Annotated in this window: 13 protein-coding genes and 2 pseudogenes; 7 read left to right on the top strand and 8 right to left on the bottom strand. The window is 63.7% G+C overall.

Features of this window, described 5'->3' with window-relative positions; translation table 11 throughout:
- The first annotated feature begins 22 nt into the window (after nt 1-22).
- Complete coding sequence (locus ABIF91_RS02335) at nt 23-2,548, top strand: circularly permuted type 2 ATP-grasp protein (RefSeq protein ID WP_424578734.1); 2,526 nt, start codon at nt 23-25, stop codon at nt 2,546-2,548.
- On the top strand, nt 2,545-3,423 hold the full coding sequence (locus tag ABIF91_RS02330; RefSeq protein WP_028179619.1) for a transglutaminase family protein: 879 nt from the start codon (nt 2,545-2,547) through the stop codon (nt 3,421-3,423). The genes ABIF91_RS02335 and ABIF91_RS02330 overlap by 4 nt, the downstream gene beginning before the upstream one ends.
- 116 nt (nt 3,424-3,539) lie before the next feature.
- Here ABIF91_RS02330 and ABIF91_RS02325 read toward each other — a convergent pair whose 3' ends face one another.
- Nucleotides 3,540-4,157 (bottom strand): Crp/Fnr family transcriptional regulator, encoded by a 618-nt coding sequence (locus ABIF91_RS02325; RefSeq protein WP_028179620.1) that lies wholly within the window; start codon nt 4,155-4,157, stop codon nt 3,540-3,542.
- 142 nt (nt 4,158-4,299) lie between these two features.
- Here ABIF91_RS02325 and ABIF91_RS02320 point away from each other — a divergent pair.
- Nucleotides 4,300-4,635, top strand: a pseudogene (locus tag ABIF91_RS02320) (transglutaminase-like domain-containing protein); the annotation flags it as partial.
- A 170-nt stretch (nt 4,636-4,805) separates the two neighbouring features.
- Here ABIF91_RS02320 and ABIF91_RS02315 read toward each other — a convergent pair.
- Nucleotides 4,806-6,920 carry an alpha/beta hydrolase gene (locus tag ABIF91_RS02315; protein WP_035670968.1) on the bottom strand — a complete coding sequence of 705 codons (2,115 nt, stop codon included), beginning with the start codon at nt 6,918-6,920 and terminating at the stop codon, nt 4,806-4,808.
- Nucleotides 6,921-6,929: 9 nt separating this feature from the next.
- Nucleotides 6,930-7,532, bottom strand: coding sequence for a TetR/AcrR family transcriptional regulator (locus ABIF91_RS02310; RefSeq protein ID WP_050995105.1), 603 nt, complete (start codon nt 7,530-7,532; stop codon nt 6,930-6,932).
- A 192-nt stretch (nt 7,533-7,724) separates the two neighbouring features.
- On the opposite strand from ABIF91_RS02310, the gene ABIF91_RS02305 reads away from it, so the two are divergent.
- A complete protein-coding gene (locus ABIF91_RS02305; protein ID WP_028179623.1) occupies nt 7,725-8,789 on the top strand; it encodes a class I SAM-dependent methyltransferase in 1,065 nt (354 codons plus the stop codon).
- A gap of 83 nt (nt 8,790-8,872) precedes the next feature.
- On the opposite strand, the gene ABIF91_RS02300 is transcribed toward ABIF91_RS02305, so the two are convergent.
- The 5 genes and pseudogenes from ABIF91_RS02300 to ABIF91_RS02280 form a co-directional block, all read right to left on the bottom strand.
- Nucleotides 8,873-9,697, bottom strand: coding sequence for a phosphodiesterase (locus ABIF91_RS02300; protein ID WP_028179624.1), 825 nt, complete (start codon nt 9,695-9,697; stop codon nt 8,873-8,875).
- 68 nt (nt 9,698-9,765) lie between these two features.
- Nucleotides 9,766-11,046 carry an ABC transporter substrate-binding protein gene (locus ABIF91_RS02295; protein WP_028179625.1) on the bottom strand — a complete coding sequence of 427 codons (1,281 nt, stop codon included), beginning with the start codon at nt 11,044-11,046 and terminating at the stop codon, nt 9,766-9,768.
- Nucleotides 11,047-11,074: 28 nt separating this feature from the next.
- Entirely contained in the window at nt 11,075-11,911 is an 837-nt protein-coding gene (locus ABIF91_RS02290) for a carbohydrate ABC transporter permease (protein ID WP_028179626.1), read from the bottom strand.
- Entirely contained in the window at nt 11,908-12,843 is a 936-nt protein-coding gene (locus ABIF91_RS02285; protein ID WP_424578733.1) for a carbohydrate ABC transporter permease, read from the bottom strand. The genes ABIF91_RS02290 and ABIF91_RS02285 overlap by 4 nt, the downstream gene beginning before the upstream one ends.
- Nucleotides 12,844-12,850: 7 nt before the next feature.
- Nucleotides 12,851-14,001: pseudogene (locus ABIF91_RS02280) on the bottom strand (ABC transporter ATP-binding protein).
- A 152-nt stretch (nt 14,002-14,153) separates the two neighbouring features.
- On the opposite strand from ABIF91_RS02280, the gene ABIF91_RS02275 reads away from it, so the two are divergent.
- From ABIF91_RS02275 to ABIF91_RS02265, 3 genes are all read left to right on the top strand, one after another.
- A complete protein-coding gene (locus ABIF91_RS02275) occupies nt 14,154-15,053 on the top strand; it encodes a LysR family transcriptional regulator (protein ID WP_035694908.1) in 900 nt (299 codons plus the stop codon).
- Nucleotides 15,054-15,280: 227 nt separating this feature from the next.
- The gene (locus ABIF91_RS02270) at nt 15,281-16,108 is read left to right on the top strand and encodes an HD domain-containing protein (protein ID WP_028179629.1); all 828 of its coding nucleotides are present in this window, start codon (nt 15,281-15,283) and stop codon (nt 16,106-16,108) included.
- Between the two features lie 120 nt (nt 16,109-16,228).
- Nucleotides 16,229-17,125 (top strand): alpha/beta fold hydrolase, encoded by an 897-nt coding sequence (locus ABIF91_RS02265; RefSeq protein ID WP_028179630.1) that lies wholly within the window; start codon nt 16,229-16,231, stop codon nt 17,123-17,125.
- Nucleotides 17,126-17,200 lie beyond the last annotated feature (75 nt).

Here is a 17,200-nt window from a genome sequence, read left to right as displayed (position 1 = left end):
CTGCGGGGGCATGGAGACGCGCATGGGCGAGGGCGCAGCCGAACAGGATGACAAGGCGGGGAAGGCGCAAGGCCAGCGTGAAGGCCAGCGCCGCCTCGCGCAATGGGTCCGCGACTATAGCCGGCTGCCCGGCATCCCCGACGAGTTCTTAGACCCGGAGGGCGCCCCGCGCGCGGTCTGGAGCCGCTTCTTCGACGCCTTCGGCGCGCTGGCGCCCGACGAGATCGAGCGGCGCTTCGGCATGGCCGACCGCCATCTCCGCGAGGCCGGCGTCACCTACCGCGCGCCCGGCGACGACGCCGACCGGCCGTGGTCGATCAGCCATCTGCCGCTTTTGATCGACGAGGCCGACTGGCGGCAGCTCTGTGCCGGCATCACCCAGCGCGCCGAGCTGCTGGAGTGCGTGCTGCGCGACATCTATGGCGAGGGCCGGCTCATTGCCGAAGGCGCGCTGCCGGCGGCCGCGATCGCCGGCAGCCCAGAATATCTCCGTCCCGTCTGCGGCGTGCCGCCGCCCGGCGGGCGCTATCTCTCGCTCTATGCCGCCGATGTCGGCCGCGGCCCCGACGGCCGCTGGTGGGTGCTCGGCGACCGCACCCAGGCGCCATCGGGCGCGGGCTACGCGCTGGAGAACCGCCTGGTGCTGTCGCGCGCCTTCTCCGACCTCTACAAGTCGATGAACGTGCCGCGCGTCGCGCCGTTCTTCGAGGCGTTCCGCGACAGCCTTCGTGCGCGCGCCGACCGCGACGAGCCGCGGATCGGTGTGCTCACCCCCGGCAGCTTCAGCGAGACCTATTTCGAGCATGCGACGCTGGCGCGCTATCTCGGCTTCCTGCTGGTCGAGGGCGACGATCTCGCGGTCAGCGACAACCGCGTCCACATCCGCACCGTGGCCGGCCTGAAGCGGTTAGATGTGCTGTTGCGCCGGGTCGATTCCAACTCGCTCGATCCGCTCGAGCTCGATGCCTCCTCGCGGCTCGGGGTCCCCGGCCTGATCGACGTGCTGCGCAAGGACGGCGTCGTCGTCGCCAACATGCCGGGCTCGGGCGTCCTGGAGGCGCGGGCGCTGCTCGGCTTCCTGCCGGCGCTGAGCCGCCGCCTGCTCGGCGAAGACCTGAAGATGCCGCACATCGCGACCTGGTGGTGCGGCCAGCGCGCGGCGCGCGACGAGGTGCTGGCGCGGCTCGACGAGGTCGCGATCGAAGGCGCCTACCGGCGCGGTGTGCCCGGTTTCGACTCGAGCGGTCCGGTGCTCGCGAGCGAGCTGGACGCCGCCGACCGCCGGCGCCTGGTCGACGCCATCACCGCGCGCGGCATGGACTATGTCGGCCAGGAAGTGGTGCGGCTCTCGACCATGCCGGTGTGGGAGCAGGGCCAGCTCACGCCGCGTCCCTTCGTGCTACGCGTGTTCGCCGCCGCCACGCCCGACGGCTGGGCCATCATGCCCGGCGGCTTCTGCCGCATCGCCGAGCAGCCGGACGCGCGCGCTGTGTCGATGGGCGACGGCGCGCGCGCCGCCGACGTCTGGGTGGTCTCCGACAAGCAGGTCCCGACCGCGACGCTGCTGCCGGCGACCGACAAGGTGCGCATCCGCCGCATCGCCGGCGTGCTGCCGAGCCGTGCCGCCGACAATCTGTTCTGGCTCGGCCGCTATCTCGAGCGCGCCGAGGCGACGCTGCGGCTGGTGCGCGCATTGGGCTCGCCGAGCGGACCCAACAAGGGCACCGCGGCCTCGCTGCAATCGGCCGAACGCATCCAGCGCCTGCTGGTGGCCTGGGGCGCGATCTCGCAGACGTCGCGGACGGCGCCCGGGCGCATCACGGCCGAAGCGTTGCAGAGCGCGGAGCGCTTCGGCTCGGCACTGTCGCTGGTGCGCGCGGCACAGCGCACCGCGACCTCCTTGCGCGAGCGCCTGTCGCCCGATGCCTGGCAGGTCATCACCGAGATGGCCGAGCGCCTTGCCTACGAGGTCGAGGACGAGGACAGCGTGCTCAGCGCAGCCGAGCTGACCTTGCAGGAGCTGGCGAGCTTCGCGGGCCTCGCGCAGGAGAACATGAACCGCGCTGCGGGGTGGCGTTTTCTCGACATCGGACGTCGCACTGAACGCGCCATCAACACCACGCGCTTCACGCGGCAGTTCGCCTATGACGAGGCCGGCGACGAGGATCTCGACATCCTGCTGACGCTGGTCGATTGCCAGATCACCTACCGCTCGCGTTACCTGCTGGCGCCGATCCTGGCGCCGGTGCGCGATCTCGCCGTGCTCGACGGTTACAATCCGCGGTCGGTGGCGTTCCAGGTGACGACGCTGAACGAGCACATTGCCGCGCTGCCGAGCTTGAAGGAGCACGGCCTGATCGAGAAGCCGCAGCGGCTCGCGGTGGCGATGCAGGCGATGCTCGCGACCGCGGAGGCCGAGAAGCTCGAGGTCAAGACCCTGTTCGCGCTGGAGCAGGATCTGCTCAGCCTCGGCGACGCGATCGGGGAGCACTATTTCCCGCACGGTCCCAATGCCGCCCGGCCGGAAAAGCTGACGGGGCTGGCGTGATTTACGACATCCGTCACGTCACCACCTACGAGTACGAGCATCCCGTCAGCTTCGCCCGCTGCACGCTGCGGCTGGAGCCGAGAAGCGGCGGCGGCCAGGAGCTGATCTCGCACAATGTCGAGATCCATCCGCGCCCGGCCGAGCGCAATGTGCGGCGCGATTTCTTCGGTACGCTCACCGAGAGCGTCGTGATCGAAGCGGCGCATCGCAATTTGCGCATCGACTCGCGCTCGCGCGTGTCGGTGTCGCGCCAGCCGCCGCCACGTGATGCGTCGAGCCCGTCCTGGGAGAGCATTCGCGACCTTGCCTTCGAGGCGACGAGCCTCGGGCCGGCTTCGCCCGTCGGCTACGTCTTTGCGAGCCCCCTGGTGCCGGTGCTGCGCCCGGTCAGCGCCTATGCCGCGGAGAGCTTTGCGCCCGGCGCGGGCATCCTCAAGGGCGCGGTCGATCTGATGCATCGCATCCGCAACCAGTTCCGCTACGACCCCAAGGCCACGGTGATCTCGACACCGCTCGACGAGGTCTTCGACAAGCGTCACGGCGTCTGCCAGGACTTTGCCCATGTGATGATTGCAGGGCTGCGCGGGCTGGGCCTGCCGGCGGCCTATGTCAGCGGATATCTGCGCACCATTCCGCCGCCGGGCCGGCCGCGTTTGCAGGGCGCCGACGCCACCCATGCCTGGGTGTCGCTGTGGTGCGGGGTGGAGCTTGGCTGGGTCGATCTCGATCCGACCAACGATGTCCTCATCGGCAACGATCACATCGTGCTTGCAATGGGGCGCGATTTTTCCGACGTCTCGCCGGTTGACGGCGTCATCGTCGGCTCGCAGAAACAGAAGCTCGGCGTCGCCGTCGACGTGCTGCAGGTGGAGTAGGGCGTTTACTCAGAAGCATCGGCTTGCCAACGCAAGGCGGGAGTTTGCCGATCTAGATGTGATCGGCAGCTTGTGACCCGTTGCGGATTCGGAAAGGAGGCGATCCGATCGAGAACTCAGTTGGCGTGTGTACCGATAGGAGCCAGCCGCGAGGCATTTTGAGTCATTCGAGTAGCTGTCAGTCGCAGGAAGTACAACGATAAGCCGGGGTTACGCTCGCATAGCTTTTTCAATGCTTCGTCGCTGATGCAAAGCAGATCCACATCCGTTGCTGCAGTCACGGTTTGCGTACGTCGCCTCTCTAAGGAAAACAATCCAATCTCGCCAAAGAGATCACCTGCCGAAAGTCGCTGATTGATCTCCGGAAGCTCGACTTCACCCGATACCACGATGTAAAGTAAATCGGCGTGCTGGCCCTTCCTGAAGATCGTCTCCCCTGTCCTGAAGTGCTTCGGCCACATGAATGGCTGCATCCACAACGGCGAAAGATCGGTGGCCGCTGCGAGCTTCGCCTTCCGAAGCAAAATCGTCATGCGAACGAGAAATACCACGTTCAAAGGAAGCAGGACGATGTGCAGAATGAGGACGGGGTAAAGCCCGGCCGCCAAACCGTAGCTGATGAACGCGAAGTTGCTGCAGATTGCCACCGCACGCAGACTTAGCATTGTGCTCATGCAGAACGTCAGTAGGACAAGAGCCGACGCCAAATAGCCTACAGCTTCAACCAAGGTCATTTTGGTGCCCGACCGGCGCGATCAATATCGGAAAGTTTGCCGCTAGAGTCGCTTGCGACATGAGGCAAAAATGAGGCTGAGCGAGAGCGTTGAGCTCTCCTCCTGGGCTTCACATTCGGAACGCAGCTCTGGCCGTCGCCACAAGCGTCACGGGGCTGCCAGGACTTCGCCCATGTCATGATTGCGGGGCTGCGCGGGCTCGGGCTGCCCGCAGCCTATGTCAGCGGATAACTGCGCACTATTCCGCCGCCGGGCCAGCCGCGCTGCAGGGCGCCGACGCCACCCATGCCTGGGTGTCGCTCTGGTGCGGGGCCGAGCTCGGCTGGATCGACCTCGATCCAGCCAACGATCTCCTCATCGGCAACGATCACGTCGTGCTTGCCACGAGGCGCGCGACGTCTCGCGGGTCGACGGCATCATCGTCGGCTCGCCCAAGCAGAAGCTCGGCGTCGCCGTCGACGTGCTGCTGGTGGAGTAGGGCGTGTGCGAACAAGCGTCGGCTGACTCACGCAAAGCGGAAGTCTGCAATCCCGAATTTCATCGGCAGCTCGTGGCCCAATCGGACGTGCGGGGCTGTTTCGGTCGAGTTCAGACAAGGACAGGTAGCTCTGATAGGCTTCTGGCAGCTACGTAAACTTTTGTTGCCAGTCAGGAGGCCTGAAGCAGCTGTGCAATCATGCGCGCTGCGCGTTCGGCGCCGTTGGCTTCCACAGATTTGGATCGAACTGGTTCACGGAGAGCCGTGACCATTGTTTCCGAGATCTCTTCGGGGCTGACGTTGGCAAATTCCAGGCGATGTCCGGCCTGGTATCGATCCAGACGATGGACAACGTGGAAGTTCTGCTCGAAGTGATTGCGTAGCGGAAAATAGATGAATGGCGTACCAGCCGCCGTTAGCTCCATACAAGTCGTCAGGCCGCCCTGGACCAGCGCAAGGTCACACGCAGCGAGATGGCGATCAAGATCGGGCACAAACGCAACAACCTCAACATCGACTGGCGCTCCCAATGAGACCGGATCGATGCGGGGGCCTGCAACGACAATCATCCGGAGTTCTGGGATTTTCGCTTTGGCGGTTGGCCAGGCTTGCAGAATTCGCTTGATCAAGTGAGCGCCCACGCCGGATCCGCCGACCGTCACGATGCAGACCTTCTCGTCCGCTGCGTATCCGAGCGTCTCTCTCAATTCTGACCGGCCGCCGAAGATCTGCGGGTGCTCGCCCATGACGTAGCCCGCGAAATCGAAGTGCTTCGGCACCCATTCGCGCATGGATGGGAGATCCTTTCCAAATGACATGGGGGCAATGTCCGCTGGTTCCCCGACGAATATCGCCAGATCGCGCACGGCAGGATGTCGTTCGATATGCTCGATCATCTCAGCGTTATAATCGGTGGTCAGGAACGCTTCATGCTGGCCGCCTGAGGGCATGGGGATAAAGCCTACGAAATCCGTAAACCAGACTAAGGGAGCTCTCTTGAGTTCGGGGTGCTCGTGCCAGTAATGGTCGATATCCCATGCCTCGTCGGCGATCACGAGGTCGTATTGCTCTTCTTCGACAGCGTCTTGAAACGTCATGAAATTGGCGACCAAGATTTCGTCCATGCGGCGGATGGCTTGAAAAGCGTGAAGCTCGTGTTCGCCGGATTCTTGTTCGATGTGGCGCGTTTCGCTGGCGAGACGGCCGCTCAAGGGATGTATTGTCTCGCCGCTGGAGGCCAGTAGCCGCGTGACGGGATCCTGCGCCAGCCAGTCGATCTGCAAACCCGGAACGAGCTTGCGCAGTTCACGACTGACGGCAATGTCGCGGCGGGCATGCCCGAGCCCAATCGGCGACGACAAGTAGAGCGCTCGCCGCGGTTTGGAGCGCGATAGATTCGGCTTCGCTCTGACCGGCAGGCCGAGCTTGCGCTCAAGAAATTCGGAGATCAATCTGTTGCACTTTGCCGGAACACGCCCGAGTGGATTGTGGCCTCCACCCTCGATCGTCGTGAACTCGGCACCCGTCAGTTCCGCGACGAGTCGTCCGCGAGCGTAGCGCTGAATGCGATCGTCATCTCCATGGATCATCATCACCGGACATTTGATTTTCCGGTACATCGCCTCGCTCACATCGAAGGCTGGTGGAATCGACCTCGCATGGACCGTTTTAGCCAGGATAGGCCCTGTCGTCTCGTTGGCCCAGCCAACTGCGTCTTCAATCTGTTTCGTTGAGTGCGGCTCGGAGAAAATGTTGCCGACAAAGTGTGCGGCAAAATCCGGATAATCCGAAAGCCAATAATCCTCGTTGTACTTGCCCCACTCGTCAAAATTCGTGCGCTTGAGCTGAAAATGGCTAGTCGTCATATAGGGATGGCTGGGCCCGATGACGGCCGACGTGCCGACCAGTACAGCAGCCCTGACGCGGTCAGCGTGGTGTGCAGCCGTTATGCTGATGATCATGCCGCCTAATGAAAGGCCAACCAAAACTGCAGCTCCCGTTGCTGTCGCATCCATGATGGCGAGTAGATCCGCAACAAGGTTGTTGAGAGAGTATGCCGCGATGTCGTCCGGCCGATCGGATTTGCCATTCCCGCGAGGGTCATAGGTCACACAGCGAAACCGTTCGGCGAAATAGGGAACTTGCCCCTTGTACACGCGGGAGTGAACGATGCTCCATGGGGGCACGAAAACGATGGTTTCGGTGCCATTGCCATAAATCTCGTAGTGGAGCTTGACGCCGTCGCGCTCAACGGTTCCTTCCTGGACCGGCAGTTTGGCGCGCATGACGTCACCTCACTTCAGTGATTCCATGATGCGGATCAGATCGCCGAAGCGGCGAAGCGCTTGCCGAACGGGGGCGCCTTTCTTCTCCAGGCCGAGAAGATAGTGGCTCTCGGCACCAATGAAGGCGTTGCCGACTAGAATCGCGACTTCATCCGCGGTAAACGGGCCCAATCCGCCAAACTCGCGCTCGGCGCGCCGCGCCAGTTCGGCAATGAGCGTAATCCATCCCATGATGCCGGTTTGAATAACTTTTGCCACCGCGCCATCGGCCCAGCTCGCCGCGATAAGCTCCTGCAGCACACGAACATATCCCGATCCAATGTCTTCATCGAGGTAGTCGCAGGCCTTGTCCCACTGTTCCGATAATTTGAGCGTTTTGTCGTGGAATAGCACGCTCTGGCGATCGAGCAGTTGCGAATTCAAATACTCGAATAGCGCAAGCAGCATCCCCTGCTTCGAACCAAAGTGATAGTGGATCTGGCTAAGCGGAACGCCCGCGGCCGCGGCGACATCGCGGGTAGATAGCTTGGCGTAACCTTTCTGCCGAAGCACCTTCTTGGCGGCCTCCAAAACCACCGTGCTGGTATCTACTTTTGCCAATGTCCGCGCCATTACCCCTCTGCGAGATCGTTTCGTGATGTATTAATTCGGTCGGTCGACCGAAGTTCTAGCATAACCCGATAGCATTCAGAAAGAAGCGAACGGGCTTGACTCCAACTCGGTCCACGCCATAATTCGGCCGACCGACCGAAATTGGTCGATCGACCGAATTAGGCTCCGGTCCGCAAATAATGGAGTTAGGTCATGACCGTTATCGACAACGACAAGCTCGGTGCCCTCGTCGGGAAGATGCTGGGAGATCTCGGGGGTGCGTTCAGCGTACCAACGGCGGGTATCGGTTTCCGGCTTGGCTTGTTTGGCGCGCTGCATCGCGACGGCGCCTCAACTGTATCCGATCTCGCCAAGCGAACGGGACTTGCCGAACGATACGTGCAGGAATGGGCACTTGCGCAGGCGGCAAATGGATATATCGCCTTCGACAGAAGAGACCAGCGGTTCAGCTTGACCCCGGAGCAGGCCATGGTGTTCGCGGTAAAGGACAGTCCCGTATACCTTGAAGGAGCGTTTGATTTGGCTGCGGCGATGGTAGAAGGCCGGCCAAAGGTCGAAGAGGCGTTTAAGACCGGAAACGGAGTCGCCTGGGGAGAAAGCTCTGGATGCCTGTTTTGTGCGGTCGGCTCGTTCTTCCGGCCGGGCTATGTCAACAGCATTGTTCAGGCCTGGCTTCCTGCGCTGGAGGGCATGACGGACAAGCTGAAGAGCGGCATAAGGGTTGCGGACATCGGCTGCGGCGTGGGCTTCTCGACGCTGTTGATGGCGAAAGCGTTCCCGGAGAGTTCTTTCGTCGGCTACGATTTCCACGTTCCTTCGATCGAACAGGCCAATGCCCATGCCAAGGCCCACGGGTTAGCCGAGCGCGTGCGCTTCGTAGCGGCACCGGCCAAGGATATCGTTGAGCGGGAATTCGATCTTGTCACTATGTTTGACTGCCTGCACGACATGGGCGACCCAAAGGGATGTGCCAGACACGTTCGGGATCTGTTAAAGCCTCGGGGCTCCTGGATGATCGTCGAGCCGATCGCCGCGGATCATCCGGCCGATAACGTCGGAAACCCCGTGAGCCGTCTCTACTACAACGCTTCGACGATGATTTGTGTGCCGACGTCACTTGCGCAGGAGGTCGGCGAGGCTCTCGGTGCGCAGGCCGGAGAGGCGAAACTCACGGAGGTGTTGAAAGAGGGTGGTTTCCGGCAAATCCGGCGCGCCGCCGAAGGGCCGTTCAATATGGTCCTCGAGGCCAGAGTCTAGTTTGCTGTGAATTTCGCGAGCAACTCTCTTCCCAGTCTCCGGGCCTGAGGCTGGGAGAGGCTTGGCGCGCGGGCGCTCGCCGTTCAGCGCACCATGGTCTCGCGATTCCACGCCTTGTAGTCGGGCGAACCTTGGGTGCGGATGGGACCGTCATAGCCGTATTCCACCATGTGCACGGTCACATAGTCCTCCCCAAGAAATGCGACGCCGTAGGATTGCGGCAGGTCGCAGGCGCTCAGCAGGCTCGTCTCGGAGAATAGCGGAAAGCTCGCATGGTTGGTGCCGCGCAGCGACGAGACGGGGACGCCGGCAATCGAGCCTGCAAGAGGCAAGTGACAATGCCCGAAGAAGACGTGGCGGATCTTCGCCCGATGGCGACTGATGAGACGCCGGAACGCTGCATCGTCCAGCAGGCCGATCTGGTCGAACGGGACGAGATGCACCGGCATGGGGTTGTGGTGCATGAAGATCAGGAACGGCCCGTCATGCTCGACAAGCCGTGCCTCGAGCCAGCCGAGGCGATCCTCGCAATAGCGGCCGGCGTGCGTTTCAGGATGGGCGGTGTCGAGGAACAGGCAGCGGCCGGCGGCGGTATCGTGGATGCCCTGGACGAAGCCGTTGTCGTCGGCGAGGTCGGGGAAGACGCTCAGGAACGCGGCGCGCCGGTCGTGGTTGCCGATGCACAGCCGGATCGGCAGCGGATATTCGTCGAGGCGCTGCTTGAGCCATTGATAATCGGCGAGATCGCCCCAATCCGAGAGATCGCCGGTGATCACCATCAGTTCAGCGTCATGATGATCCTTCAGCGCGTGCGCCAGCGCCCGTTCGAAATTGACCCGCGGATCGCGGCCGCCGATGGTCGAGCCGGGCGCCGTCAGGTGAATGTCGCTCAGATGAAGCAGTTTCATCGCCATCTCCAGTCATTGGTGCGGCACGGGGCGCCGATGGCGTCCCGTGCCGGCGGATGTCAGGATCCTCAGCGCGCCGCGCCGGTGGTCTTCGGCAGCAGCTTCTGCACGTCCGCGGTCATGTCGGCGAGGACGGCCTCGGGCTCCTTGGCGCGGGCACCCGAGATGATCGAGTTGAGATGATCCTTGATCACGTCGGTGATCTTCAGGCCGTTGTCGCCGGGGAAGGCGTACCACTTGGTGAGCAGCGCGAGCTGGCTGACCGCGGTGTAGTTATTGGGGTTCTTGACGTAGAAGTCCTTCAGATAGACGTCGTTGGCGACCTTGTTCGGCGGCATGTAACCGGTGGTCTCAGCCATGATGGCGGCGCCCTTGGGGCCGGTCCAGAACTTCACCGCCTCCCAGGCCGCGTCGCGCTTGGCCTTGTCCTTGGCGAGGATCAGCACGACATTGCCGCCGGCCGGCAGCCTGCCATTCGGAGAGACGACGTCCGGGAACGGGATCGTCTTCAGCGCGAACTTGCCGCCGGTCATCTGCGTGACCTTGTTGAGGTCCGAGGTGGAGGTGATGTGGAAGCCGGTCTTGCCGGCCGCGAACGTCGCGCGCATCGACGGCTGGTCGAGATTGGGCATGCCGCCCTCGTTGACGAGCCGCGCAATCGTGTTGATGGCGAACTTGCCTTCCGCCCCGTCGAACGCGACCTTGGTCTCGTCGGCATTGAGCATGGTGCCGCCGCGCGCGAAGACCGGCGCCTGCCACAGCCAGTTGCCGGTGATGTCCCAGGCATAGGTGACACCGTTGGTGTCGTTGCCGAGCGCCTTGACCTTCTTGGCGAGCGCGATCAGCTCGTCCCAGCTCTTCGGCAGGTTGTTCACGTCGCCGCCGGCCTGCTTCACGAGGTCGAGATTGACGTAGACGATGGGCAGGGAGATCGCGAACGGAAGGGCATAGACCTTGCCGCCGGCGGTGCCGATGTCGTACATCGCCTGGTGGAAGCCCTGCTTGTCGAAGTCCTTTTCGGCCGCGATGTAGCCGCCGAGCTCGGCCGGGATGTTCTTGTCGACCAGGACGCGGATGCGGTTCAGGCCCTGGAAGGACACGTCGGGCATCTGGTTGGTGACGGCTTCGCGCAGCACCTTCTGGGTGGCGTCCTCGTAGGATTCGTAGGGCGCGCGCATCGTGACCTTGATCTCCGGGTGCACCTTGGCGAACTCCTCGGCGATGCGCTTGTGGGTCTCTGTGAACAGCTCCGGATAGGGATACTGCATCACGATCTCGGTCTGCGTCTGCGCGAGGGCAGAGCCGGCCGCAAGCGACAGAGCCGCCGCGGCGATGATGGACTTCAGCATGGGTAGACTCCTGTTTGAGGTGACGCGGTTACTTGATGCCGGTGAGGGTGATGCCCTCGATGAAACGGCGCTGGGCGAAGAGAAAGGCGATGACGAGCGGCGCGATGATCACCATCGCGGCGGCCATCAGCGGGCCGTAGCTGGTGCCGGCCTCGTTGTTGCGGAAATGCGCGACCGCAAGCGGCGGCGTACGCAGCTGCTCGCTGTTGAGCACGATCAGCGGCCAGAAATAGTCATTCCAATGCGCCACCACGGAGAAGATGCCGAAGGCGGTGACGGCCGGGATAGCGGCCGGCAGCATCACCCGCCAGACGATGCCGAATTCGGAGATGCCGTCCATGCGCGCGGCATCGACGAGATCGTCCGGCACGGTCTTGAAGAACTGGCGCATCAGGAAGATGCCGAACACCGAGATCGTGAAGGGCAGGACGAGCGCGGCATAGCTGTCGAGCAGGCCGGCCTTGTGCAGCATCAGGAAGACGGGGATCGCGGTCGCCTGCGGCGGGATCAGGATCCCGAACAGCACGAGCGCGAACAGCGTCTCGCGGCCGAGGAAGCGAAGCTTTGCCAGCGCATAGGCCGCCGGCAGCGCCACCATGACCTGCAGCACGAAGATCGAGACCGTGACGATGACGCCGTTGAGCAGGAAGCGCAGCAGATTGGCCTTGGCGAATGCCTCGCGCAGGTTCTCAACCAGCGCGAACTGGTGCGGGATCAGGTGCAGCTCGCTGGAAAAGATCTCGGTCTGCGGCTTGGACGCGGTCGAGATCATCCAGATGAAGGGCGCCAGCATGAGCGCGGCGCCTGCGATCAGCAGTACGTGGCGGAGGATCGCCCGGAACGGGATGTGATGCGCGGAGCTCATGTGTAGTGCACCCCGCGATCGGCGAGCCTCGATTTGACCAGCGTGAGCAGGAGAACGAAGACCAGGAAGACGACGGTGATCGCCGCGGCATAGCCCGAGCGGAAGAACTCGAAGCCTTCCGTGTACATGGTGTGGATCAGCACCTCGGTGGATTTCGACGGGCCGCCCTTGGTCAATAGGTGCACGGTGTCGAACACCTGGAAGGACCGGATGCCGGAGATCACGACGACGAAAGTCGTGACCGGCCCCAGCATCGGCCAGGTCACGAGGCGGAAGCGGGCCCAGCCGCTCGACGCGCCGTCGATTTCGGCTGCCTCGTAGAGCTGCTTGGGAATGGAGACGAGGCCGGCGAGAAACAGCACCATGTTGAAGCCGACCGCCTGCCAGATGCCGATCGCGCACAGGGCATAGAGGGCGGTGCTGCGGTCCTGCAGCCAGGAAAAGGCCGGCAGCCCGGCGCCGCGCAACATCCCGTTCACCAGGCCGAATTGCGGGTGCAGCATGAACTCCCACACCACCGCCATGGCGATCAGGGTCGCCATGACGGGCAGGAAATAGATCGTCCGGTAGAGGCTGCGCAGGCTGGTGCCGCTCTGGATCAGAAGCGCGATGGCAAGGCCTGCGATCACGGCGCCGGGCACCACGATTACGACGTAAGCCAGCGTGTTGCGCAGCGCGGTCCAGAACACCTTGTCGGCGAACAGGTCCTGGTAGTTGGCGAGGCCGATCCAGGAGAAATGCGGCGCGCCGAGCTGATAGTCGGTGAAGGAGAGGGCGATCACGCCGGCGAGCGGACCAAGCAGCATGATCAGCATCAGCGCCGCGGCCGGCGTCACCAGGGCGTAAGCGGAGTATGTCCGCCGGCTGCCATGGGCCGGCAGCGTGCGCCGTGTCGCGCCCGCGGGAGCAGCGATGGCTGCGTCAATGGTCATGGAGCCGTCAGACATGGGCGGGCTCACGGACGCGCTCGGGCTGCTCCAGTCTGAGCTCGATCCGCTTCCCGGCCGGATCGAAAATTCGCACCGCGTCGGGGGCGAAACCGAAGGTGACGGAGCTCGCCATCGCAGGCAAATGCCTGACGTCCGCGAGCCGCGCGATCAGGCGCAGTCCGGCGCCTTCGATCGCAAGGTGCATGAAAGCTTCCGCACCGAGATTCTCCAGATGGGCCACGGTTCCGGAGAAAGGACCCGCGCCGACGTCGATCCGCTCCGGGCGGACGCCGACGCGGCATTCGCCGGCCGCCGCATTGCACGACAGCTTCAGGGCAGTCCCGAGCACGTCGACGCCGCCGTCCTTGCGGATCCGGCCGGGGAGGACGTTGATCTTGGGGCTGCCGATGAATTCGGCGACACGGATGTCGCAGGGGTCGTTGTAGATCTCCGCAGGCGTCCCGGCCTGAATCAATTCACCGCCCATCATGACAGCGATCCGGCTCGACATCGTCATCGCCTCGGCCTGGTCGTGCGTGACGTAGACGAACGTCGCCTTGAGACGGCGATGCAGCTCGGCGAGCTCTGCGCGCATATGGACACGCAGCTTTGCGTCGAGATTGGAGAGCGGCTCATCGAACAGGAAAGCCAGCGGCTCGCGCACCATGGCGCGTCCGACCGCGACGCGCTGCCGCTGTCCGCCGGACAATTGCCCGGGCTTGCGCCGCAGCAATGGCGCGATGTCGAGCTGTTCGGCGATCCCTTCGACGTCGGCCCGGATGTGCCGTTCCTTGGCGCGCCGGCCCGGCAGCAGCGCACCGAGCAGCGGCAGCCGTTCGATTGCCGTGAGGCGCCGCATCCGCAACGGCACTGCAATGTTGTCGAAGGTACTCAGATGCGGGTAGAGCGCGTAGGATTGGAAGACCATCGCGAGGTTGCGCGCGCTCGGGCGAATGGCGTCCACGGGGCGGCCGTCGATGTGGACCTGGCCGGAATTCTGCGGCTCGAGGCCGGCAATGATGCGGAGCAGGGTCGACTTGCGCAGCCGGAAGGACCGACCAGCGAGATGAACTCGCCGTCCTCAATTCGGAAATCAATGCCCTTCAGGACGTCGGTGCCGTCGAAGGACTTGCGGATTGCGGAAAGTTCGATCTGCGCCATGCGCGCTTGGTCCCCTGCTGGCCTTGTGCGGCGCATGAGGAGTAGGGAGCGCATCTGACATTCACATAACGGTCAATGGCCTTCCTTATGGTCGTCCCAGGTTTTGCTTTCGGGTCCGGAACACGGGGAATATCGATCTTGGGTTGCTTGTCGTGGCGTTGACTTCCTCGCGCGTCCGGGCGGTCAATGCGGTGTTCGAGACCGGCAGTTTTGCCGCTGCGGCGAGGCGGCTCGGCGTGTCGCAGCCGGCGGTGGCGCAGCTCGTGCGCGATCTCGAAGCCGAGTTCGCGGTTGCGCTGTTCGACCGGCACGGCCAGACTCTGATCGCGACGCCGCTGTGCCGCCGGCTCTACGCAGCGACGAGCCGCATGCAGGCGATCGAGGCGGACGCACTGGCCATCCTGCAGCAGCGCGATGAGCTCACGGGAGGTGAGCTCCGCATCGGGCTCGGCAACGCCATGCCGGGCATGGCGCTGATCGCGGCGTTCCGCAATCTGTATCCGAAGATCCAGATCAACATCGAGATCGGCAGCTGGTCGGCGATCATGGCCGCCGTGCTCGATCAGCGCGTCGACGTTGCCGTCTTGCCCGAGGTGCCGCAGGACAACCGCTTCCGGCGCGAGCCCTGCGTGCAGCAGCGCGTCGTGGCAATCTGTCATCCCGTTCACGAGCTCAGTCGTGAATCGCGCGTGTCCATCGCCGGCCTCGTGCAATATCCGCTGGTCTTTCGGACCCGGGATTCCGCGACCCAGCGCGCCGTGGACAGGGCTCTTCGCGCCGTCAACCTGCGCGCCACTCCCGCGATCATCGTCAATACACGCGAGGGGATGCTGGAGGCGGTCGCCAACCGGCTTGGTGTCGGCTTTGTCTGGGAGCACGGCTCGAGCCGCATCGACCGGATCGCGAAGGTGGCGATCGCGGAGATCGAGGCGGAGTCACCCGAATACATCTTCTCGCTGGCCGGCAAACGCGGCAAGCTGGTCGAGCTGTTCTATCTGGCCAGAAGTCTTTCGCGCTCGGCCGAAGGTGCCGCCATGCTGGCCGCGCCCTGATGCGGCAATCGGGCCTGGAGTCGACCCCGGCCCTCCGGCGCCTTTGGTTGTGGTGTACTGTGGCGTCAACCATGATGCCGCGCGGCGGGACGGCAAGATATTTACGTATTTTTGCTTCGGAGTTTGGTGACCCGGCCCAAGATGGGCTATGCTCCCCGCTGCGTCGAGGACAAGAATGAGACGTCGGGAGATGGCATGGGACACCAGCGGCGGACGGGGCTGCATCCATGATGACGTTACCGAGACTGGCGGCCGAAACCCTGGAGAAGATGCTGGGTCGGTTCATGCGTCGCCGGTACGATGAACCTTCCGCTCGGGTACTGGAGGGATCGACGCGCACCGCGATGGAGTGTATCGGCAACAGCGACGCGCTGTACCACAACATCGAGCATACCATGCTCGTGACTCTGGCCGCTCAGGCGATCCTCTCGGGACGCAATCTCCATGCGCATCTTGCGGCGGAGGACTACCTCCACATCCTGATCGCCTGCCTGGCGCACGACATCGGCTATGTCCGCGGCCTGTTCCCGGAGGATGACGAAGACGGTTTCATCATCGACGAGGCCGGGACCAAGGTGTCGCTGCCGCGCGGTGCATCGGATGCCAGTTTGATGATGTATCACGTCGATCGCTCGAAGCTGTTCGTGTTGCGTCGGCTGCCGCCGATCCGCGGTCTCGACCCGGAGCGCATTGCGCGCGCCATCGAAGGGACGCGCTTTCCCGCCCGTGAAGGCCAGGAATATGACGAGGAGGCCTCGATCCTGCGCGCGGCCGACTTCATCGGCCAGCTCGGCGATCCCAACTATCTGCGCAAGGCCAACGCGCTGTATTACGAGTTCGAGGAGGTCGGCATCAACCGTCAGCTCGGCTACGATTCGCCCGCCGACATCGTGAATCGCTACCCGCAATTCTATTGGAATAGCGTCGCACCGCACATCCAGACCGAGATCGGCTATCTCAACAAGACCGAGATCGGCCGGCAATGGATCGCCAATCTCTACAGCAACGTGTTCCGCGCCGAACGCGACATCTCGCTGTCCGGTCCGCAGAGATAGGCTACGCCGCTGTAGCCCGGAAGGAGCGCAGCGAAATCCGGATTCGCGGATGCTCGTTGGCTTTCCGGGATTGCGCAGCCCTCCATTCGGGCTACGAAGCCCCAACGCGGTGAGCAAAGCATGCAACAAAAAACGATCACCACTGATGTCCTCGACGTCGCGTATCTCGAATTCGGCGCTTCTGATGGCTGGCCCTGCATCATGGGGCATGGCTTTCCCTACGATGTGAACGCCTACGCCGAGACCGCGCCGATCATTGCACGAGCCGGCGCACGGGTGCTGGTGCCCTGGCTGCGCGGCTATGGCCCGACGCGGTTTCGATTCCCGGAGACGCTGCGGTCCGGCGAGCAGGCGGCGCTTGGCGCCGATCTTCTCGCCTTCATGGATGCGCTCGGCATCGAGCGCGCGGTCATCGGCGGCTATGATTGGGGCGGGCGTGCGGCTTGCGTGGTCTCGGCGCTCTATCCGGAGCGCGTGATCGGGCTCGTCTCCGGCAATTCCTACAACATCCAGAACATCGCTCGCGCCATGGAACCGGCCTCGCCGCCGGAGGAGGCGGCACTCTGGTATCAATATCTCTTCCACAACGAGCGCGGCCGCCGCGCGCTGGAGCGCAACCGCCGCGGCTTTGCCCGTCAGCTCTGGGCGATGTGGTCGCCCAAATGGGCGTTCGACGACGTGACGTTCGAAGCAAGCGCTGTGTCCTTCGATAATCCCGATTTCGTCGATGTCGTGATCCACTCCTATCGCCACCGCTACGCGCTGGTGGCGGGCGACCCCGCCTATGCTGCGATCGAGGCCCGGCTTGCCGCGCAGCCGCCGATCCGAGTCCCGACCATCGCGATCGACGGCGACAGCGACGGCGTCAATCCCGGCACGGCCCACCACGCGCGCAAGTTCGAGGGGGTTTTCGAGCGGCGCGTCTTCGAGGAGGCCGGCCACAACCTGCCGCAGGAGCGGCCCGCCGAATGGGCCCAGGCCGTGCTCGACGTTCGCAACGCTGCCGAGCGCGCCTGATCATGGCAGCACATGGCAGACGTATTCGCCGCATTCGATCTTGATTTGCGTCAATGTTGCTGCCGATGAGGAGTG

This window comes from Bradyrhizobium sp. USDA 241, from assembly GCF_049739505.1.
Lineage (GTDB): Bacteria > Pseudomonadota > Alphaproteobacteria > Rhizobiales > Xanthobacteraceae > Bradyrhizobium > Bradyrhizobium liaoningense.
This window is presented reverse-complemented; position numbering and strand designations above follow the sequence as displayed.